Raw genomic sequence first — 23,518 nt, forward strand, 5'->3', positions numbered from 1 at the left:
CCGCATGGACGAAGAATCTCAGCAAAGAGTTTCCTGCCGTGCAGCACGCTCCTAGTTCCTGATGGCGAGCACGTAGCCGCGCTGACCGTATTGCGTCTCCTTCGTAACACCGTGCACTCGTCGGGTCTGCAGGGCATCACCGTCGGCAGCTCCTCCCGAATGCACGATGCAGCCGGCCACGACGGCCCTCGCGGCGGCCCGCAGGTGCCGTCGGAAGGACGCCAGCAGGTCCTTGAGCTGGATCGCCACGGTGGCAAGTTATCGGGCGAGCGAGCGCTGTGCTAGCCCTGCCAAAACGCTCGATTTAGCTGTCTGTGCTGCTAGAACGCTTGGCGCGGCTGGGCTGCACGCGCATCGGCTCGCCGGGCATCTTCGGGTAGTCCGGGGGATAGGGCATCTCCCCGAGCCCGAGGTCGCGCTCCTGCCGGTCCGCGAGCTCGACCAGCGGGGTGATGTCGAAGGCGTGGTCGGCCAGCCCGGCGTGCTTGTCCCCGACCTCGCGGAACCGGGCGGGCATGGTGAGCACGTCGAAGTCGAAGGGGGAGACGTCGGGCAGCTCGTCCCAGTCCAGCGGCGCGGACACCGGGGCGTGCGGCTTCGGCCGGATCGAGTAGGCGCTGGCGATCGTGCGGTCCCGGGCCATCTGGTTGTAGTCGATGAAGATCTTCTCGCCGCGCTCCTCCTTCCACCAGTTCATCGTCACGCGGTCCGGGATGCGCCGTTCCAGCTCCCGGCCGAACGCGATCACCGCCCGGCGCACCTCCGGGAAGGTCCACCGCGGCTGGATCGGCACGTAGATGTGCACGCCCCGCCCGCCGGAGGTCTTCGGCCACCCCTCCATGCCGAACTCGTGCAGCAGCTCCCGCACGTGCGGCGCCACCCACACCGCGTCGGAGAAGTCGGTGCCCGGCTGCGGGTCCAGGTCGATGCGGATCTGGTCGGGTTGCTCGACGTCCCCCTTCGACACCGGCCACGGGTGGAAGGTGAGCGTCCCCAGGTTGGCGCACCAGGCGACGACGGCGACCGAGTCGGGCGCGATCTCGTCGGCGGTGCGCCCGCTGGGGAAGGTGATGTGCGCCGTCGGCACCCACTCGGGGGCGTTCTTCGGCACCCGCTTCTGGTAGAACGCGTCGCCGGTGTTGTCGACCCGGGTGGAGATCCGGGCGCCCTCGAACACCCCGCCGGGCCAGCGCTCCAGCGTGGTAGGCCGGTCCCGCAGCGCGAACAGGATGCCCGGCCCGACGGCGACGAAGTACTCGATGACGTCGATCTTCCGGATCCCCTTGTCGGCGAAGTACGGCTTCTCCGGGTTGCTCACCCGCACCTCGCGGCCGTCGAGCTCCAGCACCACGGCGTCCTTGCTGCTGCCCATCGGGCTCCGTCCGGTCGGGGCGCGCGGGAGCGCGCAGGTCAGGCGGGCAGGATCCGTGCCCGAGCGCGACCGCGCAAGATCAAGCGGGGCAGGTCGTGCCGTCCGCGGGGACGGCCAGGTCGATCAGGTACGCGTTGACCGCGCCCGTGACGCAGTCGGTCTTGGGGTAGGCGGTGTGCCCGTTGCCCTCCCAGGTGAGCAGCGTCCCGCTGAGCAGCTGGGTGGCCATGTCGACGGCACCCGCCGCCGGCGTGACCGGGTCGCCCTGCGTGCCGATCACGAGGATGGGGGCGCTCCCCTCGGCGTCGCGCACGGGCAGGGGGGTGCGCGGCGCCTCCCAGGGCGTGCAGGCGTAGAGGCTGCGCGCGGCGTCGGCACCGAAGAGCGGGTACGTGCCGTTCCAGTCGGCGGCGAGCTGCTGCACCTGGTCGCGGGTGAACTGCTCCTCGGTGTCCGCGCAGCTCACGGCGACGTTCGCGTCGATGACGTTCGTGTAGGTGCCGTCGTCCGTCCGGCCGGTGTAGGTGTCGGCCAGCGTCAGGACCCCGGCCGAGTCGCCCTCGCCGGCCGCGGCCAGGGCCTGGGCCAGCTGCGGCCAGGCACTGGGCTGGTACAGGGCCGAGCGGACGGCCTGCAGCACCAGGCCCGGCGTCGCCTCCCGGGTCTCGCCCGCCCGGCTGCTGGGGATCGGGCCGGCGGCCGCCTGGGCGAGCCGGTCGTTGAGGAACCCGCGGGGGTCGCCGCCCAGCGGGCAGCCGCCCATCAGCCCCGTGCAGTTGGCGGCGAAGGCGTCGAACGCGGCCTCGAAGGCCTGCGCCTGCGCCTCGGCCCGCTCCTGCGGACCGGCGTCGGGGTCGACGGCGCCGTCGAGGACCAGGGCGCGCACCCGGTCGGGGAACAGCTCCGCGTACGTGGAGCCGAGCGTGGTGCCGTAGCTGTAGCCGAGGTAGGTCAGCTGCTCGTCGCCGAGCGACTGGCGGACCAGGTCCATGTCCCGGGCCGCGTCGACCGTGCTGAAGGCGCCCAGCGCCGCGCCGTACTTCTCCGCGCAGCCGTCGGCCGCCGCGTCCACCCGGCCGAAGGACTCCTCCAGCGACGCCTCGTCGAGCGCGCGCGGGTCCTCGGCGAGGATCTCGTCCTTCTGCTCGTCGCCGATGCACTCGACCGGGGTGGACAGGCCCACTCCGCGCGGGTCGACGCCCACCACGTCGAAGCGGGCCAGGACGTCGGTGGGCAGGGTCAGCGCCGCCTGCACCGCCGCGTCGGTGGCCGACTGGCCCGGCCCGCCCGGGTTCACCTGCAGCGACCCGATCCGGTCGGTCTGCCCGGCCAGGACCCCGCGGACCAGGACCAGCTGGAGGGTGCCGCCCTCGGGGTCGGCGTAGCTGACCGGCACATCGGTCGTCCCGCACTCGAAGGACAGGTCGCGGTCGGCGCCCGCGCGCCCCTCGATGATCGGGTCGATCTGCTCGCTGCAGTCGGTCCAGTCGATCGGCTGGGCCTCGGGCGGGGCCGTCGTCGTCGCGGCCGGACTGCTGGCCGCCGGTTCGTCGTCGCCGGTCGAGGTGCAACCGGCGAGGACGGCGGGGGCCAGGAGCAGGGCGCCGAGGACGGCGGCGGAGGTGCGGCGGTGCGGGTACACGATGATCCACCCTAGGACCCGCACGGGGAGGTGGCAGCCGCAACCGTGTTCCTTCCGTCTCAGCCGCCCAGCACCTCGGCGAGGTCGTAGCGGACCGGGACGTCGAGCTGGTCGTACGTGCAGGAGCGGGCGTCCCGGTCGGTCCGCCAGCGCACGAACTGGCCGGTGTGCCGCAGCCGGCTGCCCTCGAGCTGGTCGTACTTGACCTCGACGACCAGCTCCGGGCGCAACGGCACCCAGGACAGGTCCTTCCCCGCGTTCCAGCGGCTGGTGGCGCCCGGCATCCGGTGCTCGCCGTCCGCGTCGGTCTGCGCGTTCGCCCAGTCCTGCCACGGGTGCCCGTCCAGTGCCTCCGCCCGGTACGGCGCCAGCTCCTCGACCAGCTCCGCGCGGCGCTTCATCGGGAACGAGGCGGCCACGCCGATGTGCTGGAGGGTGCCGGCGTCGTCGTACAGCCCGAGCAGCAGCGAGCCGACCACCGGGCCGCTCTTGTGCCACCGGAAGCCGGCGACCACGCAGTCGGCGGTGCGCACGTGCTTCACCTTGGTCATCACCCGCTGGTCGGGGGAGTAGGGCTGGTCACCCAGCTTGGCGACGACGCCGTCCAGGCCGGCGCCCTCGAACTCGTGGAACCAGCGCTGACCGATCTCGGCGTCCTGGGTGATCGTGCTGACGTAGACGGGGGCCTGCACCCCGGCCAGCACCTCCCGGAGCCGGGCCTGCCGGTCGGCGAACGGGGTCTCCATCAGCGACTCGTCGCCCAGCGCGAGCAGGTCGAAGGCGACGAAGGACGCCGGGGTTTCCTGAGCGAGCTTCGCGACCCGGGAGGCGGCCGGGTGGATGCGCTGGAGCAGGGCCTCGAAGTCCAGCCGGTCGCCGCGGGGGACGACGATCTCGCCGTCGATCACGCACCGCTCGGGCAGCCCGGCCCGCACCGCGTCGGCCACGTCGGGGAAGTAGCGGGTCAGCGGCCGCTCGTTGCGGCTGCCCAGTTCCACCTCGTCGCCATCGCGGAACACGATGCAGCGGAAGCCGTCCCACTTCGGCTCGTAGAACCAACCCTCGCCCGCGGGCAGCTGGGCCGCGGGCTTGGCGAGCATCGGCTTGACCGGTGGCAGCACGGGCAGGTCCATGGCTTCAGTCAAGCAGGTGATCTAGAAGGGCGGCGGGTCCTCGACCGGTGCCGGTGGCGGGGGGCTGGCTCCGGCGGGTGGGCCGGGGGGCCGGGGGGCCGGGGTCGCTGGCCCGGTGGTCGGGTGGTGCGGGTGACGCCGGAGGGGGTGGTGACGGTGATCACCCCGTCGGGGGTCATGGTGAAGCGCCAGCCGGGGGCGAAGTCGAAGGACCCCCGTGCCCCCCACCACTCGCGAGCTCGCGGCGGGACCCTGCACGGGGGCCGGTGGGCGGTGACGTGGTCGAGGTCGGCCCAGCCGATCCGCTGCCCGCAGTTGGGGAACCGGCAACGCCGGTCGCGGGTGGTGACGAAGGCTCGTTGCCGGTCGGTGGGCGCGTAGGCGTCGGTCGGCGGGGGCGGGCCGGCCACGCCGCAGGCGCACGGCTGATCGGTGTCGGCGTCGGCAGCGGGGTCGGGGTGGGTGGGGCAGCCGCGGCGGGCCAGCCGGATGAGTTCGGCGGGGGTGAGGGTGGCCAGCAGCTGCCCGTCGGGGCCGGTGACCGCAAAGCGCAGTGTCCCGCCGTCGGGGGTGGTGAGCCCCAGGGCGCTGACGCGGGCGAGCAGGTCCCGCAGGTGGCCGGCGGTGATCGGCAGCCCGTTCACCTCACCGGGCGCATTACTCGTGCCCTCCAGCGCGGCGAGGTCGGCGGTGACCGTCAGGTGCGCGCAGACGGTGGGCAGGCCGGTGTCGGCAGGGCGGCGGATCAGCGCCGACAGCACGTGCGCCCGCAGCTGCCCGATCGGCCGGGGATCGCCGTCGGCCTTGAGCATGCGGGCGAGCTGGTCGACCAGGTCGAGGCACTCGGTCGCCTCGTCGGTGGGCAGGTCCGCGGCCAGCGTGGTGCGGCCGTCGGCCGGGGAGGGGTACAGCTTGACGTCGGCGGCCTTCTCGCTTCCTTGCGGCGTTCCTCGGCGGCGGCGTCGTCGAACTGGAGCAGCAGGGCGGTGGCGCGGTCGCGCAGCTTGTACACCGACAGGTCGCCGGCCTCGCCCAGCAGCGCGTCCTCGACCCGGCCGGCGACCTCGGCGGAGGTGTGCATCAGCACGTCGGCCAGCGCCTGGGCGCGGCGCTCGTCGATCTCCCCGGCGGCCAGGGCGGCGAAGGTGGCCGGCAGCTTGTCCCGCCAGGTCAGCGCCCGGGCCACCTTGATCGCGGCGGTGCCGCGGCCGACGCTGGGCACGGTGGCCAGCTCCGCGGTGAGGAACTCGCTCACCGTTTCCGACGGCTGCGCGGTCCAGCCCGGCCGGCGGGCACCCGGGGTGTCCGGCGGCGGGTCGGCGGTGGCCGGCCGGTCGTCGGCCAGCGCCAGGATCAGCTCCGCCTCGTAGGCGGTGTCCATCGCCCTCCGGGCCTGAACCCGCTGCAGCTCGACGGCCTTCTCCTCGTCGGAGAGCCAGGCCACCGGTAGGCGCGGAGCAGCGACCTGGGGCTGCCACACCAGGTCGATCTCCAGCCCACCCACGCTCTCGTGCACGGATCGAACACAGGATCGACCACTGACAGTTTCGCGTTCTTCTCGGGCCGCCCGAGTCGCAGCGGATGAGTTCGCCCTGCCACCGGCGTCCTTGGACCACAGGGAGCCCCAGCCTCGAGGGACCCGCATGACCGCGACCACCGCTCCGGCCGCCCGAACCCTCGACCCTGCCCGGTGCTCGTCTGCACCTCGAGGTCCGGGGCGTCGGGCCGTTGCTGGTGCTCGTCGGCGCCCCGATGGACGCCGACGCCTTCGCGCCGCTGGCCGACCATGCTCGCCACCGACCGCACCGTGCTCTTCGCTGCCCGGGCGCGCGAGTGCTGGCCGGTTGATGAACCGGCTCAGCGCAGCGCGTACCGGGTGAGGAGGACGCCGTCCTCCTCCAGCACCTGGCGGAGCTGGCCACGGGCCGGCACCGGCAGCCCTGCCGGCAACAGGCCCGGGCCGCCGCCGACCAGCTGGGGGGCCACCGTCAGGTCCAGCTCGTCGACGACGCCGGCGATCAGCGCGGCCTGGAACAGCGCGGGGCCTCCCTCGCAGAGCACCTGCTCCAGCCCGCGGCCGGCGAGCTGGTCGAGCGCGGCGGGCAGGTCGACGTCGTCGTCCCCGCAGACCAGCACGTCCACCCCGGCGGCGCTCAGCGCAGCCCGACGGCCGGGGTCGGCGGCCGCGCAGGTGACCAGGATCGTCGGCGCGACGGCGCCGGTGACCAGCTGGTCGGCCGGGTCCAGCGAGGCCCGCCGGGAGACGACGGCGACCGGCGCGACCGGGGGGCGGCCGAGTGCGGCCCGCAGCCGGCCGACGGCGGAGTCGGCGGACACCGGGCGGTACCCCTCGGCGGCGGCCGTGCCCGCCCCGACCAGCACGACGTCGGACACCGCCCGCAGCACGCGGAACACCCGCCGGTCGCCGTCCGAGCCGAGCCCGCCGCTGCGGCCCTCGACGGCGATGGCGCCGTCGAGGGACGCGACGAAGTTGACCCGCAGGTGCCGGCCGGCCGGCAGCCGGTAGGCGTCGGCGAGCGCGGCAGTGTCCTCCAGCGGTCCGGGGTCGGGGAACAGCCGCCGCACGGTCAGCGGGTGCTGACCACGGCGGCGCTCTCCGCCGGCAGCGTGACGGTCCTGCCGTCCAGCGTGGGCGGCTCGCCGGTGGCGAGGAGCAGCTCGTGCGCCGGGACGTCCAGGTCGACCTCGCGGGGCTGGTCGGAGAGGTTGGCGACCACCCGCAGCGAGCCGCGGGTGACGACCAGCCAGCGGTCGGCGTCGTCCCAGCTGACCGCCATGCTGCGGAGGTCGGGGTCCACGAGGTCGGGGTGTGCGTGCCGGAGCGCGATCAGCGACCGGTGCACGGCCAGCAGCTGCGCGTGCGGCTCCTGGGTGAGCTCGGACCAGTTCAGCTTGGACCGGGTGAAGGTCTCCGGGTCCTGCGGGTCCGGGACGACGGCGGCGTCCCAGCCGTGCGCGGCGAACTCACCGATCCGGCCCTCCGCGGTGGCCTTGCCCAGCTCGGGCTCGGGGTGGCTGGTGAAGAACTGCCACGGGGTCGAGGCGCCCCACTCCTCACCCATGAACAGCATCGGCGTGAACGGGCTGGTCAGCACCAGCGTCGCACCGACGGCGAGCAGGCCGGGCGAGAGGGTGGCCGAGATCCGGTCACCGACGGCGCGGTTGCCGATCTGGTCGTGGTCCTGCAGGTAGGCCAGGAACTTCCAGCCGGGCAACGCGTTCGTGTCCACCGGCCTGCCGTGGTGCCGGCGCCGGAAGCTCGACCACGCGCCGTCGTGGAAGTAGGCGCCGGTCAGCGTCCTGGCCAGGCCCCCGAGGCCGGCCGCCGCGAAGTCGGCGTAGTAGCCCTGGGCCTCGCCGGTGAGCTGGGTGTGCAGGGAGTGGTGGAAGTCGTCGCTCCACTGCGCGTCGAGCCCCTTGCCGCCGGCCACGCGCGGGGTGACCAGCGAGGGGTCGTTGAGGTCGCTCTCGGCGATGAGCGTCAGGGGGCGGCCCTCGGCGACCGACAGGCGCTCCACCTCCACGGCCATCTCCTCCAGCACGTGGGTGGCGCGCTCGTCGACCAGGGCGTGCACCGCGTCCAGCCGCAGGCCGTCGACGTGCATGTCGCGCAACCACATCAGCGCGTTGTCGATGATGTAGCGGCGGACCTCGTCGGAGTCGGGGCCCGAGAGGTTCACCGAGTTGCCCCAGGTGTTGGCCCCGCCCTCGCTGAAGACCGGGAAGAACAGCGGCAGGTAGTTCCCGGACGGGCCGAGGTGGTTGTAGACGACGTCCTGGATCACGGCGAGGCCACGCTGGTGGCAGGCGTCGACGAACCGCTGGTAGGCGGCCGGGCCGCCGTAGGTCTCCTGGACGGCGTACCAGGCGACGCCGTCGTACCCCCAGTTGTGCGTGCCGTTGAACCCGTTGACCGGCAACAGCTCGACGAAGTCGACGCCGAGGTCGACCAGGTGGTCCAGCCGGTCGATCGCCGAGTCCAGCGTGCCCTCGGGCGTGAACGTGCCGATGTGCAGCTCGTAGACGACACCGCCGGCGAGCCGGCGGCCGGTCCAGGCGCGGTCCCGCCAGGTGTACGCCGCGGGGTCGAAGCGCCGGGACAGCCCGTGCACGCCGTCGGGCTGCCGCCGGGAGCGCGGGTCGGGGCGGGGGGTCTCGTCGTCGTCGAGCAGGAAGCCGTAGTCGGCCTCCGGGGACGCCGGGACCGTGGCACGCCAGGAGCCGGCGTCGTCCTGCCGCATGTCGTGCACCTCGCCGTCGACCTGCAGGCGGACCCGCTCGGGCACGGGCGCCCAGACGGAGAACTCGACGGGCTCGGACATGCGGGGGCCTCCAGAGGCGGGTCGGGCGGGCGGCGCGGGAGATCATGCCCGCGTCCCGGCGGGCCAACCCTCGGTGTGCCTGAGCCCACCGGACGGCGCTGCCCACGGGATGGCGCTGCCCCCCGGAGGCGGCCGGGGCTGATGCCCCGGCCGCCCTCGGCGCGTCAGACCGTGATGACCTGACCGACGAAGATCCGGTTCGGGTCGCTGATCGTGCTGCCGTTCTGGTTGTGCAGCTGGCGCCAGTTGACGCCATGGGCTGCGGCGATCTCCGCCAGGGTGTCGCCGGGCTGCACCGTGTAGGTGCTCCCGGACGACGAGGCGGCGGCCGGCGCCTGGGCCGCCGGTGCCGGTGCTGCCGGTGCGGGCGCCGCGGCCGCGGCCGTGGACCCGCCGGTCAGGTACCGGCCGCAGTGCGGCCAGGCGCCGATGCCCTGGCCGTCGAGGACGCGCTCGGCGATCTCGACCTGCTGGGCCGGGGTGGCCAGGTCGGCCCGCGACGCGTACTGCCCGCCGCCGTAGCCGAGCCACGTCGGAGAGCTGAACTGCAGCCCGCCGTAGTAGCCGTTCCCGGTGTTGATGTGCCAGTTGCCGCTGGACTCGCACTTCGCGACGCCGGTCCAGTCGTGCTCGGCGGCCTGCGCGGGTGAGACCCCCAGGGCGAGGGCGGTACCGAGCGCGGCGGTGCCGACGACGCCCGCGCGGAGCAGGCGGCGGCGGGCAGGGGTGTGCTGGACGTGCTGGGACATGCGGGATCCTCCGATCACCGCCGGCGAGGTGAGCTGTCGGGTTCGGGCGATCGGTGCCCGGCCGCGTGCCGCGGCTTCACCCCGAGGCGCACTCCTGGTTGCGGGCGCGCCGGATGTGGGTCCCCCACCCCCGTCCGGGAGGTTCGATGTCAGGCGGCCGGTGGACGGGGTTGGGCGGTCCGGCGCCTCGCAGCCCGGCCAGGGTGCCCGGATGCGCCGGGAACGCTAAGCGGAACCGGCGAGTCTCGCTGAGCGAGCCCGGCGCGTCCTGTCGGTGTGTCGGTGACAGGCCGAGCCGGTCGCTGCGCACAGCGACCGGCCCGGGACGACACGTGTCCGTGCTCCTCGTGCGGGGTCCCGCCCCCGGAGGTGCTTCAGGAGTCGCGGACGAGCAGGGCGACCGGCAACCTCGTGAGCAGTTCCGCCACTGGTGCGCCGGCCGCGTCGGAGACCACCCGCGCACCGGTGAACAGGTCCCGCCAGGCGCCGGTGGGCAGCTGCAATGCGGTGTCGCCCCAGCCCGTGCCGGCGACGCGCACCGGCAGTCGGGTCGCCACGGTGACCACGCCGCCGCGGTCGAAGGCCACGACGGAGTCCGCTGCCGCGCCGGCCACCTCGACCGGCGTGTAGGCAGTGAACGCTTCGGGGTGGTCACGGCGGTGCCGCAGGGTCCGGGAGACCACCAGCAGCTTGGCCGCACCGGTCTCGTCGACCGGGGGCACCCGGCCGCCGTCCAGCCGGGCGAGCAGCGAGCGGCGCTGCGCGTAGTCGACCGGACGGCGGTTGTCCGGGTCGACGAGCGAGAAGTCCCACAGCTCGGTGCCCTGGTAGACGTCCGGGACGCCGGGCATCGTGAGCTGCAGCAGCTTCTGGCTCAGCGAGTTGCTGTACCCGAACGGCGCGATGCGGGCGACGAAGGCGTTGATCGCGCCGTGCGTCGCCTCGTCGTCGAACGCGGCGTCGACCAGCCCGTGCAGCTGCTCCTCGAACTCCTGCACCGGGTTCGTCCAGGTGGTCGAGGTGCCCGCCTCGCGGGCGGCCTTCTCCACGTAGGCGTGCGCGCGCTCCCGGGACAGCGGCCAGGCGCCGACCAGGTTCTGCCACACCAGGTGCGCCAGGGAGCGGTCGGCCAGCGGGTGCCGGTCGAGCAGCCGGCGCACCAGCTCCGCCCACTCGGCAGGGACCTCGGCCAGCACCGCCAGCCGGGCCCGGACGTCCTCGCTGCGCTTCGTGTCGTGCGTGGACAGCGTCGTCATCGAGGCCGGACGCCGCTCGGCCCGCCGCTGCTGCGCCTCGTGGAACCCGGCGACCGTCGTCCCGAACCGGGCCGGGTCCCCGCCCACCTCGTTGAGCGCGACGAACCGGGCCCACCGGTAGTAGGCGCTGTCCTCAACGCCCTTGGCCATGACCGGGCCGGAGGTCTGCTCGAACCGGGTGGCCAGCTCGGTGCCGGCCTGGCCCAGCAGCGGGTGCAGGGCGTCGACCGCGGCGGTGAGGTCCGGCCGGCGCTGCTTGACCGCGTGGACCGTCTCGTCGAGGTGCTCCCGCCCGTCGGGCAGGTAGCTGCGGTACACCGGGAAGCTGGCCAGCAGCTCGGCCAGCCCCTCGCGCACCTGCTCGGCCGGTATGCCGGGCAGCTCGCCGACGATCCGCTGCAGCCGCGCGACCTCCGAGCCCAGCATCCCGTCGGTGACCTCGCGCTTGCAGTGGTGCACCAGCCGCGCGTAGTCGACGGGCGCGCCGGCCAGCTCGGTGTCCAGCGCGGTGATCGCCGTCTCGCCGGCCGGGTCGACCAGGACGTCGTCCACCTCGGCGAGCGCGTCGTAGCCCGTCGTCCCCGCCGTCCGCCAGCTGTCCGGCAGCTCCTCCCCGGGCTCCAGGATCTTCTCGACCACGGTCCACCGGTCGCCGGTGGCCTCGGCCAGCCGGTCCAGGTAGCCCTTCGGGTCGGCGAGGCCGTCGGGGTGGTCGATGCGCAGCGCGTCGACCGAGCCGCCGTCGACCAGCTCCACGATGGTCCGGTGGGTGGCGTCGAAGACCTCGGGGTCCTCCACCCGCAGCCCGGCGAGCGTGTTGATCGCGAAGAACCGGCGGTAGTTGAGCTCGTCGTCGGCGCGCCGCCAGTCGACCAGCTCGTAGTGCTGCCGGGCGTGCACCGCGGCCGGGTCGTCGCCGGCCTCAGCGGTGCCCGGCGCCACCGGGAACCGGTTGTCGTAGTAGTGCAGCTCCAGCTCGCCGTCCACCGTGGCCAGCTCCAGCTTCGCGACGTCCTCGTCGCTGCCGAGCACGGGGATGCGCACCCGGCCGCCGCCGAAGTCCCAGTCGATGTCGAACGCGGTCGCGTGCGCGCTGTCCCGGCCGTGCCGGAGCACGTCCCACCACCACGGGGACTCGGCTGCGTCGCTGACACCCATGTGGTTGGGCACCAGGTCGAGCACCAGACCGAGGCCGTGCTCGTGCAGGGCGGAGATGAAGCGGTCGAACCCGGCCTGCCCGCCCCGCGACTCGTCGATGTGCGCGTGGTCGGTGGTGTCGTACCCGTGGGTGCTGCCCGCGGCCGAGCGCAGCAGCGGGGAGGAGTACGCGTGGGTCACGCCGAGCTCGGCGAGGTAGCCGGCCACGGCCGCCGCGTCGTCGAGGGTGAAGTCGGCGGTCACCTGCAGCCGGTAGGTGCCCGCGGGCACCTCCCGGCGGCGGTGCCCGTCAGCGGACGGCGTGCTCACGCGTCGGCCTGCAGCACGACCATCGCCCGCGCCTGCAGGGTGAGCTTGTCGCCCGCCTTGACCGTGACCGGCTCCACGTCACCCAGCTCCGCGGTGTCCACGACGACGGTCCAGCCCTGGGCGTACTCGTCGCTGGGCAGGGTGAAGTCGATCGGCTCGTGGGAGGTGTTGAAGGCCAGGTAGAAGCAGTCGTCGGTGACCAGCTCGCCGCGCTCGTCCATCTCGCGGATGCCGTGGCCGTTGAGGTACATGGCCAGCGACTTGGCGTACCCGGCGTCCCAGTCCTCGTCGGACATCAGCTCGCCGGCGGAGGTCAGCCAGGCGATGTCCTGCACCGGGTCGCCCTCCTCCCGGCGGACCGGGCGGCCGTGGAAGAACCGGCGACGGCGGAACGTCGGGTGGTCGGTGCGGAGTTTGGTGACCAGCTTGGTGAACTCGAGCAGTCCCTCGTCGATCTCGGCCCAGTCGATCCAGGTCAGCTCGGAGTCCTGGCAGTAGCCGTTGTTGTTGCCGTTCTGGGTGCGGCCGAGCTCGTCGCCGTGCAGCAGCATGGGCACGCCCTGGGACAGCATCAGCGTGGCGATGAAGTTGCGCCGCTGCCGGGCGCGGAGGGTGAGCACGTCCTTCTTCTTCGTCGTGCCCTCGACGCCGCAGTTCCAGCTGCGGTTGTGGCTCTCGCCGTCGTTGTTGCCCTCGCCGTTGGCCTCGTTGTGCTTCTCGTTGTACGAGACGAGGTCGTTGAGGGTGAAGCCGTCGTGCGCGGTGACGAAGTTGATGCTGGCCACCGGACGGCGGCCGGAGTGCTGGTACAGGTCGGCGGAGCCGGAGATCCGGCTGGCGAACTCGCCGATGGTGGCCTCCTCGCCGCGCCAGAAGTCGCGGACGGTGTCGCGGTACTTGCCGTTCCACTCCGTCCACAGCGCCGGGAAGTTGCCCACCTGGTAGCCGCCCTCACCGATGTCCCACGGCTCGGCGATCAGCTTCACCTGGCTGACGATCGGGTCCTGGTGGACCAGGTCGAAGAACGCCGACAGCCGGTCGACCTCGTGGAACTGGCGGGCCAGCGTGGAGGCCAGGTCGAAGCGGAAGCCGTCGACGTGCATCTCGGTGACCCAGTAGCGCAGCGAGTCCATGATCAGCTGCAGCGACTGCGGGGTGCGGACGTTCAGCGAGTTCCCGGTGCCGGTGGTGTCCATGTAGTACTGCTCGTCGCCGTCGACCAGCCGGTAGTACGCCCGGTTGTCGATGCCCTTGAACGACAGGGTCGGGCCCATGTGGTTGCCCTCGGCGGTGTGGTTGTAGACCACGTCGAGGATCACCTCGATGCCCGCCTCGTGCAGGTCGCGCACCATGCCCTTGAACTCCTGGACCTGCTGCCCGTCGGTGTTCTGCGCGTACTCGTTGTGCGGGGCGAAGAAGCCGATCGTGTTGTAGCCCCAGTAGTTGCGCAGGCCCTTCTGCAGCAGGGTGTCGTCCTGCACGAACTGGTGCACCGGCATGAGCTCGATCGCGGTGACCCCGAGGCTCTGCAGGTGCTCGATGATCGCCGGGTGCGCGACGCCGGCGTACGTGCCGCGCAGCTCCTCGGGGATCCGCGGGTGGGTCATGGTCAGGCCCTTGACGTGGGCCTCGTAGATGACGGTCTTCTGGTACGGCGTCCTCGGCGGCCGGTCGACGCCCCAGTCGAAGTAGGGGTTGATGACGACCGACTTCGGCATGTGCACCGCGGAGTCCAGGTCGTTCCGCTCGCCGGAGCCGAAGTGGTAGCCGAAGCAGGCCTCGTCCCAGTCGATCTGGCCGTCGATCGCCTTGGCGTACGGGTCGAGCAGCAGCTTGTTCGGGTTGCAGCGCTGTCCCTGGCTCGGGTCGTTGGGGCCGTGCACGCGGTAGCCGTACCGCTGGCCGGGCTGGATGCCGGGCAGGAACGCGTGCCAGACGAACGCGTCCCGCTCGGGGAGCCGGATGCGCTCCTCGTTGCCGTCGGCGTCGAAGAGGCAGAGCTCGACCTTCTCGGCGACCTCGCTGTAGATCGCGAAGTTCGTTCCGGTGCCGTCGTAGGTGGCACCGAGGGGATAGTCGTTGCCGGGCCACACCTGGGTGGTCATGGAGAGGTCGTCCTCCTGGACTGAGCGCCCCGTTCCGGGGGCACGTACGGCACATCGTTGGTGCGGGGGAGTTGAGCAGGCGTCCGCGGACGGATGCCCGGATCGCGGCTCTCGCACACCTGTCGTGGCCTGCGCCACAGCGGCGGGCTCGGACGGGGCAACCATGATCATCAGCGTGCCCGGGCGGCGGGGTGCCCGCGCGGGATGCTGCGGCCGGCCCGCGGCGACGGTGCGCGCGGGGCCGACGACGGCGGCGGCGAGAGCGCCCAGGACGGTACCCGGGCACGGCCGGGGGCCGGTGCGGGGCAGGAGCGCAGTCCGGTCCGCCGCTGACCCCGTCCGGCTGCCCGGGTGGCACTGGCGGCGGCCGGAGCTGCGCATTCCTACCGGCGGCGAGGCTAGGGGCGCGCGCGGCCCGGGACAAGACCACGCGTGCGTTCGCTCCGGCGTGTCGCCCCAGTCGTCCCCTCGAGGCGCACGAGGCGTCACGTGCACCGAGGGCGACGAGGTCGCGGGAGCCGTTCTGTCGTCCCCCCGTCGTACCGTCGTCCCGTGCGCGCATCCACCGACATCCGGCCCACGCGGGGCCGGTTCCGGGTCGTCAGCGAGTTCGAGCCCTCCGGTGACCAGCCGGCGGCCATCACGGCGCTCGCCGAGCGGGTCAACGCCGGCGAGACCGACACCGTCCTGCTCGGTGCCACCGGCACCGGGAAGTCGGCCACCACCGCGTGGCTCATCGAGCAGGTGCAGCGGCCCACGCTGGTGATGGCGCCGAACAAGACCCTCGCCGCGCAGCTGGCCAACGAGTTCAAGGAGCTGCTGCCCGACGCGGCGGTGGAGTACTTCGTCTCCTACTACGACTACTACCAGCCCGAGGCGTACGTCCCGCAGACGGACACGTACATCGAGAAGGACTCCTCGATCAACGAGGAGGTGGAGCGGCTGCGGCACTCGGCGACCAACAGCCTGCTCACCCGCCGCGACGTCATCGTCGTCTCCACGGTGTCCTGCATCTACGGCCTCGGGACGCCGGAGGAGTACGTCGAGCGGGCGCTGAAGATCAAGGTGGGGGAGGAGCGCGACCGCGACGAGCTGCTGCGCACCCTGGTCACCGAGCAGTACACCCGCAACGACCTGTCTTTCACCCGGGGCACCTTCCGGGTCCGCGGCGACACCATCGAGGTCTTCCCGGTCTACGAGGAGCTCGCCTGCCGGATCGAGATGTTCGGCGATGAGGTGGAGCGGCTCTACTACCTGCACCCGCTCACCGGTGAGGTCGTCCGCGAGGTGGAGGAGCTGTTCGTCTTCCCGGCCACCCACTACGTCGCCGGCCCGGAGCGGATGGAGCGGGCGATCCGCACCATCGAGGCGGAGCTGGAGCAGCGGCTGGCCGAGCTGGAGCAGCAGGGCAAGCTGCTCGAGGCCCAGCGGCTGCGCATGCGCACCACCTACGACATCGAGATGATGCGGCAGGTCGGCTTCTGCTCGGGCATCGAGAACTACTCCCGGCACATCGACGGGCGCGCGCCCGGCAGCGCCGGCGCCTGCCTCATCGACTACTTCCCGGACGACTTCCTGCTGGTCATCGACGAGTCGCACGTCACCGTGCCGCAGATCGGCGGCATGTACGAGGGCGACATGAGCCGCAAGCGGACCCTCGTGGAGCACGGCTTCCGGCTGCCCTCGGCGATGGACAACCGTCCGCTGCGCTGGGAGGAGTTCACCGACCGGATCCACCAGACCGTCTACCTGTCGGCCACACCGGGTCCTTACGAGCTGGGCAAGGTCCAGGGCGACGTCGTCGAGCAGGTGATCCGCCCGACCGGCCTGGTCGACCCCGAGGTCGTGGTCAAGCCGACCAAGGGCCAGATCGACGACCTGGTGCACGAGATCCGGGTGCGCACCGAGAAGGACGAGCGGGTGCTGGTCACCACGCTGACCAAGAAGATGGCCGAGGACCTCACCGACTACCTGCTCGAGCTCGGCATCAAGGTGCGGTACCTGCACTCCGAGGTCGACACCCTGCGCCGGGTGGAGCTGCTGCGGGAGCTGCGCCAGGGGGAGTACGACGTGCTCGTCGGGATCAACCTGCTGCGCGAGGGGCTCGACCTGCCCGAGGTGTCGCTGGTGGCCATCCTCGACGCGGACAAGGAGGGGTTCCTGCGCTCGGGCACCTCGCTGATCCAGACGATCGGCCGCGCGGCGCGCAACGTCTCCGGCGAGGTGCACATGTACGCCGACAAGATCACTCCGTCGATGGCGCAGGCGATCGAGGAGACCAACCGGCGGCGGGAGAAGCAGGTCGCCTACAACCTGGAGCGCGGCATCGACCCCCAGCCGCTGCGGAAGAAGATCGTCGACATCCTCGACGGCATCTACAAGGCCGCCGAGGACGCCGAGGCGACCACCGAGCTGATCGGCGGCTCGGGGCGTCAGCAGTCCCGCGGCAAGTCCCCGGTGCCGGGGCTGTCGTCGAAGCGGGCGGGCAAGGCCGGCTCGATCGACGTCCAGGGGCTGCCGCGCAACGAGCTGGCCGACATGATCGCGACGATGAACGAGCAGATGCTCGCCGCCGCCCGCGAGCTGCAGTTCGAGGTCGCCGCCCGGCTGCGCGACGAGCTCAACGAGCTCAAGAAGGAGCTGCGCCAGCTCGACGCGGCCCACGCCTGAAGAAGGACCCTGCTTCCCCCCACGCCTCGCAGGCTCGGCGCGGGCCCGTGGAGCAGGGCCGTTCCAGTCCGTCACCAGGGAGGGGTGCCGTGCAGCGCGAGGAGCTGGTGGCCTACTGCCTCGCCAAGCCGGGGGCGGAGGAGACATACCCCTGGGGCGAGGCCGAGCTGGTGGCCAAGGTCGGCGGCAAGGCGTTCGTCTTCATCGGGCTGGACGGCGGCACGGTCGGGCTGAAGTGCGGCCGGGACGCCGCCGAGGCGGCCGAGTGGCGCGAGCGGTACCCGGGTGCGGTCACCGTCAGTGCCTACGTCGGGCGGTACGGCTGGAACTCCGTCGACTGGACCGGACCGGTGCCTGACGACGAGGTCCGCGAGCTGGTGGACGGCTCGTACGACGCGGTCGTCGCCGCGCTGCCGAAGAGCCGCCGTCCACCCGCCGGCTGAGGCCGGTCCGCCCCGCGGCACTCGCCGGGAACACCAGCGGGCCCCCGCGCGTTATCTGCCACGAACCGACCCGGTGCGGCGTCCCTGACGTCTGTGCCCGGGACGGGGTGGAGGGGAGTATCCCCACGCGGCAACGTCGTCAGTACGAGGTCCCACGACCTCCGGCGCTGCTGGTCGGCCATCGACGGCCGACGGGAGAGACCTCCGGAGCTGACACTTGCCAGCACACCGGAGGAAACACTTGGACGTCCCCTTCTGGGTCTGGGCGATCACCGTCGCCGCGATCCTCGGCATGCTCGCGTTCGACTTCGTCGGGCACGTGCGCACCCCGCACGCACCCTCGCTCCGCGAGGCCGGCACCTGGTCGGCGGTCTACGTCGGCATCGCGATCGTCTTCGGGCTGCTCGTCTTCTGGTTCGGCGGAGCGCAGGCCGGCGGTGAGTACTTCGCCGGCTACATCACCGAGAAGAGCCTGTCGGTCGACAACCTCTTCGTCTTCGTGCTGATCATGGCCAGCTTCGGCGTGCCGCGGATCGCCCAGCAGAAGGTGCTGCTGTTCGGCATCACGTTCGCCCTGGTGCTGCGGACCATCTTCATCTTCATCGGCGCCGCCGCGATCGAGAACTTCAGCTGGGTCTTCTGGATCTTCGGCGGCATCCTGATCTGGACCGCGATCGTGCAGGCCCGCAGCGGTGGGCACGGTGGTGACGAGGACTACCAGGAGAACGCCGTCCTCCGGCTGGTGCGCCGCGTCGTGCCCACCACCGAGGAGCACCACGGCGACCGGATGACGGTGAAGCTGAACGGCAAGCGGTACATCACCCCGCTGGCCATCGCGCTGATCGCCATCGGCACCGCGGACATCATCTTCGCCGTCGACTCGATCCCGGCCATCTTCGGCCTGACCCAGGACACCTACCTGGTCTTCGCCGCGAACGCGTTCTCACTGCTGGGTCTCCGGCAGCTGTTCTTCCTCATCGACGGGCTGCTCGACCGGCTGGTCTACCTGGCCTACGGCCTCGCGGTGATCCTCGCCTTCATCGGCGCCAAGCTCCTCATCCACGCCATGCACACCAACGAGCTGTCCTGGCTCAACGGCGGCGAGCACATCACCGTCATCCCGGAGATCCCGACCTGGCTGTCGCTGACGGTCATCATCGTGACGCTGGTGGTCACCACCGTCGCGAGCCTGCGCCACGACCGCACGGTCCGGAACCGCCGGCGGGCCCGGGACGCCGCGGCGGCCGGGACCGGCTCCGCCCCCGGAGCCGGCGCCGCTACCGGCGGCGCGGCAGCGCCGGTGGACGGCGAGGCAGCACCCGTGGCCGGCGAGGGCCGCCTCGCGCACGCGGGGGACGGCGCCCCGCGGGCTGGCTCCTCCGCGCGCCGCGACTGACCCGCGCTCAGCCGGTCCGGGGCCGGGGACGGCCGACCGTCGTCCCCGGCCCCGCCCGTTCGGTCCCGGACCGCCGCGGGCGGGGCGGCGGCGCGACCGACCGCGGCACACGGCACGTTCCGCGAACTCCGTGGGGTGGCTGTAGTTTGATGCCGGGTCCCAGGGTCGGCGGTGGTCGGCGGGACCCGCAGGTGGAGGGGAGTATCCCCACGCGGCGGTGTCGTCATCACGAGGTCCCATGACCTCCGGCGCCGTCGGTCGCCGACTGGGGTCGGCGGCGGGAGAGACCTCCGGCACTGACGACTGCCAGTCCCCGGAGGAAGCTGCATGACCGCACCCGTCCCCGTCCCCGCGCCGCTCCGGCGCCTGATGGAGACCCCTCCGCGGAACGGACGGTACGTCTGATGGAGCTCCCTCTCTGGTTCGAGATCGCGACGTTCGTGGGGCTGACCGTCCTGCTGCTCGCCGACCTCGCCATCGTCGCCCGCCGTCCGCACGAGCCCTCCGTCAAGGAGGCAGGCATCTGGGTCGCGTTCTACGTGAGCCTCGCCCTGCTCTTCGGCCTGGTCGTCCTCGCGGTGAGCAACGGGCGGTACGCCACCGAGTTCTACGCGGGCTGGCTGACCGAGTACTCCCTCTCGGTCGACAACCTCTTCGTCTTCGTGATCATCATGGCCCGCTTCCAGGTGCCGAGGAAGCTCCAGCAAGAGGCGCTGATGATCGGGATCATCATCGCCCTGGTGCTGCGCGGCATCTTCATCCTGCTCGGCGCCGTGGTGATCGAGCGGTTCGTCTGGGTCTTCTACATCTTCGGTGTCTTCCTCATCTACACCGCGATCAACCTCGTCCGGCACCGCGGCGACGACGAGGACTACGAGGAGAACGCCCTCATCCGCCGGATGCGCAAGGTCCTGCCCATCTCGAAGGACTACCACGGCGCGAAGATCCGGGTGACCGAGAACGGCAAGAAGATGTGGACGCCGATGGTCGTGGTGATCCTGGCCCTCGGCACCACCGACCTGATCTTCGCGCTCGACAGCATCCCGGCGATCTTCGGGTTGACCCGTGAGCCGTTCATCGTGTTCACCGCGAACGTCTTCGCGCTGATGGGCCTGCGCCAGCTGTACTTCCTGCTCGGCGGCCTGCTCAAGCGGCTGGTCTACCTGTCGCTCGGACTGGCCGTCATCCTGGCGTTCATCGGCGTCAAGCTGATCCTCGAGGCCGTGCACGAGAACCAGCTGCCGTTCGCCGGCGACCGCGAGCCGATCGAGAGCGTGCCCCACATCCCGATCTGGCTGTCGCTGTCGATCATCCTGGGTGTCCTGCTGATCGCCACGGTGGCGAGCCTGCTGAAGACCCGCGGCGAGCAGCCGGACGACGACACCCCCGCCGAGGTCGAGCGGGGCGAGTCGCCCGTCTCCACCGAGGTCACGGGCCGTCCCGCGCCGACCCCGGGGACGGCCGAGGAGACCCACCGCAGCTGACCGGTCCCCGGGTGCGCCGTCCGCGGCGCACCCGGGGTCGGGGTCAGCGGGGCGGGATCGTGCCCGGCTCGACGACGGCCCCGCCGGCCGCCACGAGCACGCCGTCCTTCCACACCTCCCGGACCCGTCCGGACAGCCCGGACAGGTCGCTCACGTCGCCCTCCAGCACGACGACGTCCGCCCGCTTGCCGCGCTCGAGGCTGCCCAGCTCGGCGTCGACGCCCATCAGCTGCGCGGCCGAGAGCGTGCTGGCGTGCCAGACCTGCTCCGGGGTCATCCCGCAGTCGGCCATGAGCTGCAGCTCGGCCAGGTTGTCGCCGTGCGGGCCGACGCCGCTGTCGGTGCCCATCGCGATCTTCACGCCCGCCTCCACCGCGCGGGTGACCGAGGCGTCGTGCACCGCCTGCACCGTGCGGGCCTTCTCGATCACCGTCGCGGGGAGCGCCGCACCGGCCGCTACCGCGGTGAGCACCGCCCGCGGCGCGGCCAGGGTGGGCACCAGCCAGGTGCCGGCCTCCACCATCAGCTCGATCGCCTCGTCGTCGAGGAAGATGCCGTGCTCGATCGACCGGATGCCGGCGCGCACCGCCGCCTTGATGCCCTCCGCGCCCTGCGCGTGCGCCATGACCGCCACGCCCGCCGCCTCCGCCTCCTCGACCAGCGCGTCCAGCTCGGCCGGCCGGAAGTGCGGGTGCCGCGGGTCGTCCCGGGCGGAGAGGACGCCGCCGCTGGTGGCCACCTTGAGGACGTCGGCCCCCGCGCGCAGCAGTTCGCGGACGGTGCGGCGCATCTCGTCCGCGCCGTCGACCACCGTGGCCGGGCGCCCCGGGTGCGGGCCCATCAGCGGCACCTCGGCGCCGCAGACGTGCCAGCCGTCGCCGTGCCCGCCGGTCTGGGACAGCATGCTGATCGCGATCTGCATCCGCGGCCCGGCGATCAGCCCGTTCCGCACCGCCTCGGCCACGCCGAGGTCGGCGCCGCCGGCGTCGCGCACCGAGGTGATGCCCAGCGCGACGGTGCGCCGCAGGTTGTGGGCCGCCTCGTAGAAGCCGTAGCTGAACGGCGTCTGCAGCACCCGCAGCATGTCGACGCCGCTGAGCATCACGTGCACGTGGCAGTCGAACAGGCCCGGCAGCAGCGTGGCGCCGGCGCAGTCGACCACCTCGTCGCCGTCCAGCCCCGGGCCGACCGCGACGATGCGGCCGCCCTCGACGGCGACGTCCGCGGGCGTCGCCGGGCTGCCCGTGCCGTCGAAGACCTGTCCACCGGAGAACACGCGTCTCGTCATGGGCGCACCCTAGGACCTCACCCGTTAGCGGTGCTCATCATCTGGGGCGTGCTGGGCCTGGACTAGCGTGCCCGTCATGCGGCCGACCGACCTCTCCCTGCTGCGCGTCCCCGGCGTCCCCGCGGTGTCCCCGGACGGGCAGACCGCCGTCGTCGCCGTCACCCGGCTGGACCTGGACGCCGACGAGTACCGCAGCCGGCTGTGGACGGTGCCCACCGACGGGTCCGCGCCGCCCCGGCCGCTGACCCAGGGGCACCGCGACTCCGCCCCGGTGTTCTCCCCGGACGGGCGGTGGCTGGCCTACCTCTCCGCGGAGCCCAAGGGGCGGCCGCAGCTGCAGGTCCTGCCGGTCGGCGGCGGCACCGCCCGGACGCTGACCGACCACCACCTCGGCGCGGGTGCGCCGGTCTGGTCGCCGGACTCCCGGCGGCTGGCCTACGTCGCACGGGTGCCGGAGCCGGGCCGGTACGGCACGGAGGAGGAGGTGGGTGCCGGCGGTGAGGCTCCGCGGCTGATCACCACGCTGAAGTACCGCGCCGACGACCTCGGGTTCACCAACGACCGGCGCAGCCACGTGTTCCTCCTGGACCTGCCGGGGGACGACGACACGGCCCCGCTGCCCGAGCCGTTCCAGGTCACCGACGGCGACGTGGACGACCGGGACGTCGCCTGGAGCCCGGACGGCACGGAGCTGGCGTTCGTCTCCGCCCGGCACGAGAGCGCCGACCGGGACCTCGTGGCCGACGTGTACGTCGTCCGGCCGGACGGGACCGGGCTGCGCCGGGTCACCGAGTCGCGGGCCGGCTGCTCGAGGCCGGCGTTCGACCCGGACGACCTGTCCGGGAGCACCATCTACGTCACCGCCATCCCGGACCTGGGGGAGAGCGGCCGGGACTTCGTCGCCCGCCAGGCCACCCTGTGCCGGGTGCCCGCGGCCGGTGGCCCGCTGGAGGTGCTGCTCGACCCGGAGGAGCACCAGCGCGGCGACGAGACGCCCACCACGGTCGTCGCCGACGGCGCGGCCTTCCTCGGCGTCGAGCGCCGCGGGTCGGTCGAGCTGCTGCGGGTGCCGCTGCGCGGCGGGCGGCCGGAGGTGCTGGTCGACGGGCCGTACACCGTGCGCGGGGTCGGGATCGGCGGCGGCGTGGTCGTCGCGACCGTGGCCCACGACCGCTCGGCCGGTGAGCTGATCGCCATCACCCCGGGCCGCCGGCGGCTGATCAGCGGGTTCGGCGCGACGCTGCAGCGCACCGGCCGGCTGCACCGGATGCGCGAGCGGACCGCCACCGCGCCCGACGGCTACCCGGTGCACGGCTGGGTGACCACCCCGCCCGGCCCCGGTCCGCACCCGGTGCTGCTCACCGTGCACGGCGGCCCCTTCTCCCAGTACGGCTGGACGCTGTTCGACGAGACCCAGGCCTACGTCGAGGCCGGGTACGCGGTGGTGCAGTGCAACCCGCGCGGGTCGTCGGGGTACGGACAGGCGCACGGCCGGGCGGTCAAGGAGCGGATGGGCACGGTGGACGCCGACGACGTCGTGGCCTTCCTCGACACCGCGCTGGAGGACCCGGCGCTGGACGCGAGCCGGGTGGGCGTCATGGGCGGCTCGTACGGCGGCTTCATGACCACGCTGCTGCTCGGGCGCACCGACCGGTTCGTCGCCGGGATCAGCGAGCGCGCGTTCAACGACCCGGTGAGCTTCGTGGGGTCCTCGGACATCGGGTTCTTCTTCGCCGACGAGTACGTGGGCACCGACCCGGCCGGGATCGCCGCGCAGTCGCCCCTGGCGCACGCGTACGAGATCCGGACGCCGACGCTGGTGATCCACTCGGAGGAGGACTGGCGCTGCCCGCTGGAGCAGGGCACCCGGCTCTACGTCGAGCTGAAGCGTCGCGGCGTGCCCACCGAGCTGCTGCTCTTCCCCGGCGAGGGGCACGAGCTGTCCCGGTCCGGGCGGCCGAAGCACCGGCTGGCCCGGCTGGAGCACGTGCTGCGCTGGTGGGCCCGCTGGCTGCCCACGGCGCAGAACGCCGCAGGGGTGGCCGAGCTCCCGGCCGCGGGCGGCCGGGGCGCGGGCGACGCCGAGCCGGTGGAGGCGGCGGTGGACGGCGAGGCCACCGGACGGCGGTCGGACACGATCGCCGTCCCGGCCACCCGCCTGCGCTGAGCC

17 protein-coding genes and 1 riboswitch are annotated in these 23,518 nt (G+C 72.7%); of the genes, 5 read left to right on the top strand and 12 right to left on the bottom strand.

Annotation, left to right across the window (positions count from 1 at the left end; translation table 11 throughout):
* Window positions 1-51: 51 nt before the first annotated feature.
* The 11 genes from HL189_RS13605 to glgX form a co-directional block, all read right to left on the bottom strand.
* A complete protein-coding gene (locus HL189_RS13605) occupies window positions 52-249 on the bottom strand; it encodes a hypothetical protein (RefSeq protein ID WP_369134243.1) in 198 nt (65 codons plus the stop codon).
* A gap of 55 nt (window positions 250-304) precedes the next feature.
* Entirely contained in the window at window positions 305-1,372 is a 1,068-nt protein-coding gene (locus tag HL189_RS13610) for a DNA polymerase domain-containing protein (RefSeq protein ID WP_369134244.1), read from the bottom strand.
* Between the two features lie 79 nt (window positions 1,373-1,451).
* A complete protein-coding gene (locus HL189_RS13615) occupies window positions 1,452-3,014 on the bottom strand; it encodes an alpha/beta hydrolase (RefSeq protein WP_369134245.1) in 1,563 nt (520 codons plus the stop codon).
* A gap of 59 nt (window positions 3,015-3,073) precedes the next feature.
* Entirely contained in the window at window positions 3,074-4,147 is a 1,074-nt protein-coding gene (locus tag HL189_RS13620; RefSeq protein WP_369134246.1) for an ATP-dependent DNA ligase, read from the bottom strand.
* Between the two features lie 8 nt (window positions 4,148-4,155).
* The gene (locus tag HL189_RS13625; protein ID WP_369134247.1) at window positions 4,156-4,959 is read right to left on the bottom strand and encodes a hypothetical protein; all 804 of its coding nucleotides are present in this window, start codon (window positions 4,957-4,959) and stop codon (window positions 4,156-4,158) included.
* Window positions 4,893-5,663, bottom strand: a complete 771-nt coding sequence (locus HL189_RS13630; RefSeq protein WP_369134248.1) for a DUF222 domain-containing protein — start codon at window positions 5,661-5,663, stop codon at window positions 4,893-4,895. Before HL189_RS13630 ends, HL189_RS13625 begins: the two co-directional genes overlap by 67 nt.
* Window positions 5,664-6,004: 341 nt before the next feature.
* The gene (locus HL189_RS13635; protein ID WP_369134249.1) at window positions 6,005-6,733 is read right to left on the bottom strand and encodes a dihydrofolate reductase family protein; all 729 of its coding nucleotides are present in this window, start codon (window positions 6,731-6,733) and stop codon (window positions 6,005-6,007) included.
* A 2-nt stretch (window positions 6,734-6,735) separates the two neighbouring features.
* Window positions 6,736-8,490 carry a malto-oligosyltrehalose trehalohydrolase gene (gene treZ / locus HL189_RS13640; protein WP_369134250.1) on the bottom strand — a complete coding sequence of 585 codons (1,755 nt, stop codon included), beginning with the start codon at window positions 8,488-8,490 and terminating at the stop codon, window positions 6,736-6,738.
* 164 nt (window positions 8,491-8,654) lie between these two features.
* Window positions 8,655-9,239, bottom strand: coding sequence for a transglycosylase family protein (locus tag HL189_RS13645; protein WP_369134251.1), 585 nt, complete (start codon window positions 9,237-9,239; stop codon window positions 8,655-8,657).
* A 3-nt stretch (window positions 9,240-9,242) separates the two neighbouring features.
* Window positions 9,243-9,398: riboswitch (cyclic di-AMP (ydaO/yuaA leader) on the bottom strand.
* A gap of 215 nt (window positions 9,399-9,613) precedes the next feature.
* Entirely contained in the window at window positions 9,614-11,962 is a 2,349-nt protein-coding gene (gene treY / locus HL189_RS13650; RefSeq protein ID WP_369134252.1) for a malto-oligosyltrehalose synthase, read from the bottom strand.
* A complete protein-coding gene (gene glgX / locus HL189_RS13655; protein ID WP_369134253.1) occupies window positions 11,959-14,067 on the bottom strand; it encodes a glycogen debranching protein GlgX in 2,109 nt (702 codons plus the stop codon). Before glgX ends, treY begins: the two co-directional genes overlap by 4 nt.
* Before the next feature lie 552 nt (window positions 14,068-14,619).
* On the opposite strand from glgX, the gene uvrB reads away from it, so the two are divergent.
* The 4 genes from uvrB to HL189_RS13675 all read left to right on the top strand — a co-directional run bounded on the left by uvrB (window position 14,620) and on the right by HL189_RS13675 (window position 20,060).
* Window positions 14,620-16,737: an excinuclease ABC subunit UvrB gene (uvrB, locus tag HL189_RS13660; protein WP_369134254.1), complete on the top strand. Its 2,118-nt coding sequence runs from the start codon at window positions 14,620-14,622 to the stop codon at window positions 16,735-16,737.
* A gap of 89 nt (window positions 16,738-16,826) precedes the next feature.
* Window positions 16,827-17,180 carry an MmcQ/YjbR family DNA-binding protein gene (locus HL189_RS13665; RefSeq protein WP_369134255.1) on the top strand — a complete coding sequence of 118 codons (354 nt, stop codon included), beginning with the start codon at window positions 16,827-16,829 and terminating at the stop codon, window positions 17,178-17,180.
* A gap of 241 nt (window positions 17,181-17,421) precedes the next feature.
* On the top strand, window positions 17,422-18,576 hold the full coding sequence (locus tag HL189_RS13670) for a TerC family protein (protein WP_369134256.1): 1,155 nt from the start codon (window positions 17,422-17,424) through the stop codon (window positions 18,574-18,576).
* 404 nt (window positions 18,577-18,980) lie between these two features.
* Window positions 18,981-20,060 carry a TerC family protein gene (locus tag HL189_RS13675; RefSeq protein WP_369134257.1) on the top strand — a complete coding sequence of 360 codons (1,080 nt, stop codon included), beginning with the start codon at window positions 18,981-18,983 and terminating at the stop codon, window positions 20,058-20,060.
* A gap of 43 nt (window positions 20,061-20,103) precedes the next feature.
* On the opposite strand, the gene HL189_RS13680 is transcribed toward HL189_RS13675, so the two are convergent.
* Entirely contained in the window at window positions 20,104-21,348 is a 1,245-nt protein-coding gene (locus tag HL189_RS13680; protein ID WP_369134258.1) for an amidohydrolase family protein, read from the bottom strand.
* A gap of 76 nt (window positions 21,349-21,424) precedes the next feature.
* On the opposite strand from HL189_RS13680, the gene HL189_RS13685 reads away from it, so the two are divergent.
* Window positions 21,425-23,515, top strand: a complete 2,091-nt coding sequence (locus HL189_RS13685; protein ID WP_369134259.1) for a prolyl oligopeptidase family serine peptidase — start codon at window positions 21,425-21,427, stop codon at window positions 23,513-23,515.
* Window positions 23,516-23,518: the final 3 nt, after the last annotated feature.

The sequence above is a fragment of the Modestobacter sp. I12A-02662 genome, from assembly GCF_041028325.1.
In the GTDB taxonomy this organism is placed as follows: Bacteria; Actinomycetota; Actinomycetes; order Mycobacteriales; family Geodermatophilaceae; genus Modestobacter.

Coding starts and splice junctions, on each gene's coding strand:
- HL189_RS13610 (WP_369134244.1), bottom strand. CDS start 1,372: ATGGGCAGCAGCAAGGACGCCGTGGTGCTGGAGCTCGACGGCCGCGAG.
- HL189_RS13620 (WP_369134246.1), bottom strand. CDS start 4,147: ATGGACCTGCCCGTGCTGCCACCGGTCAAGCCGATGCTCGCCAAGCCC.
- HL189_RS13625 (WP_369134247.1), bottom strand. CDS start 4,959: ATGCTCAAGGCCGACGGCGATCCCCGGCCGATCGGGCAGCTGCGGGCG.
- treZ (WP_369134250.1), bottom strand. CDS start 8,490: ATGTCCGAGCCCGTCGAGTTCTCCGTCTGGGCGCCCGTGCCCGAGCGG.
- HL189_RS13645 (WP_369134251.1), bottom strand. CDS start 9,239: ATGTCCCAGCACGTCCAGCACACCCCTGCCCGCCGCCGCCTGCTCCGC.
- glgX (WP_369134253.1), bottom strand. CDS start 14,067: ATGACCACCCAGGTGTGGCCCGGCAACGACTATCCCCTCGGTGCCACC.
- HL189_RS13675 (WP_369134257.1), top strand. CDS start 18,981: ATGGAGCTCCCTCTCTGGTTCGAGATCGCGACGTTCGTGGGGCTGACC.
- HL189_RS13680 (WP_369134258.1), bottom strand. CDS start 21,348: ATGACGAGACGCGTGTTCTCCGGTGGACAGGTCTTCGACGGCACGGGC.
- HL189_RS13685 (WP_369134259.1), top strand. CDS start 21,425: ATGCGGCCGACCGACCTCTCCCTGCTGCGCGTCCCCGGCGTCCCCGCG.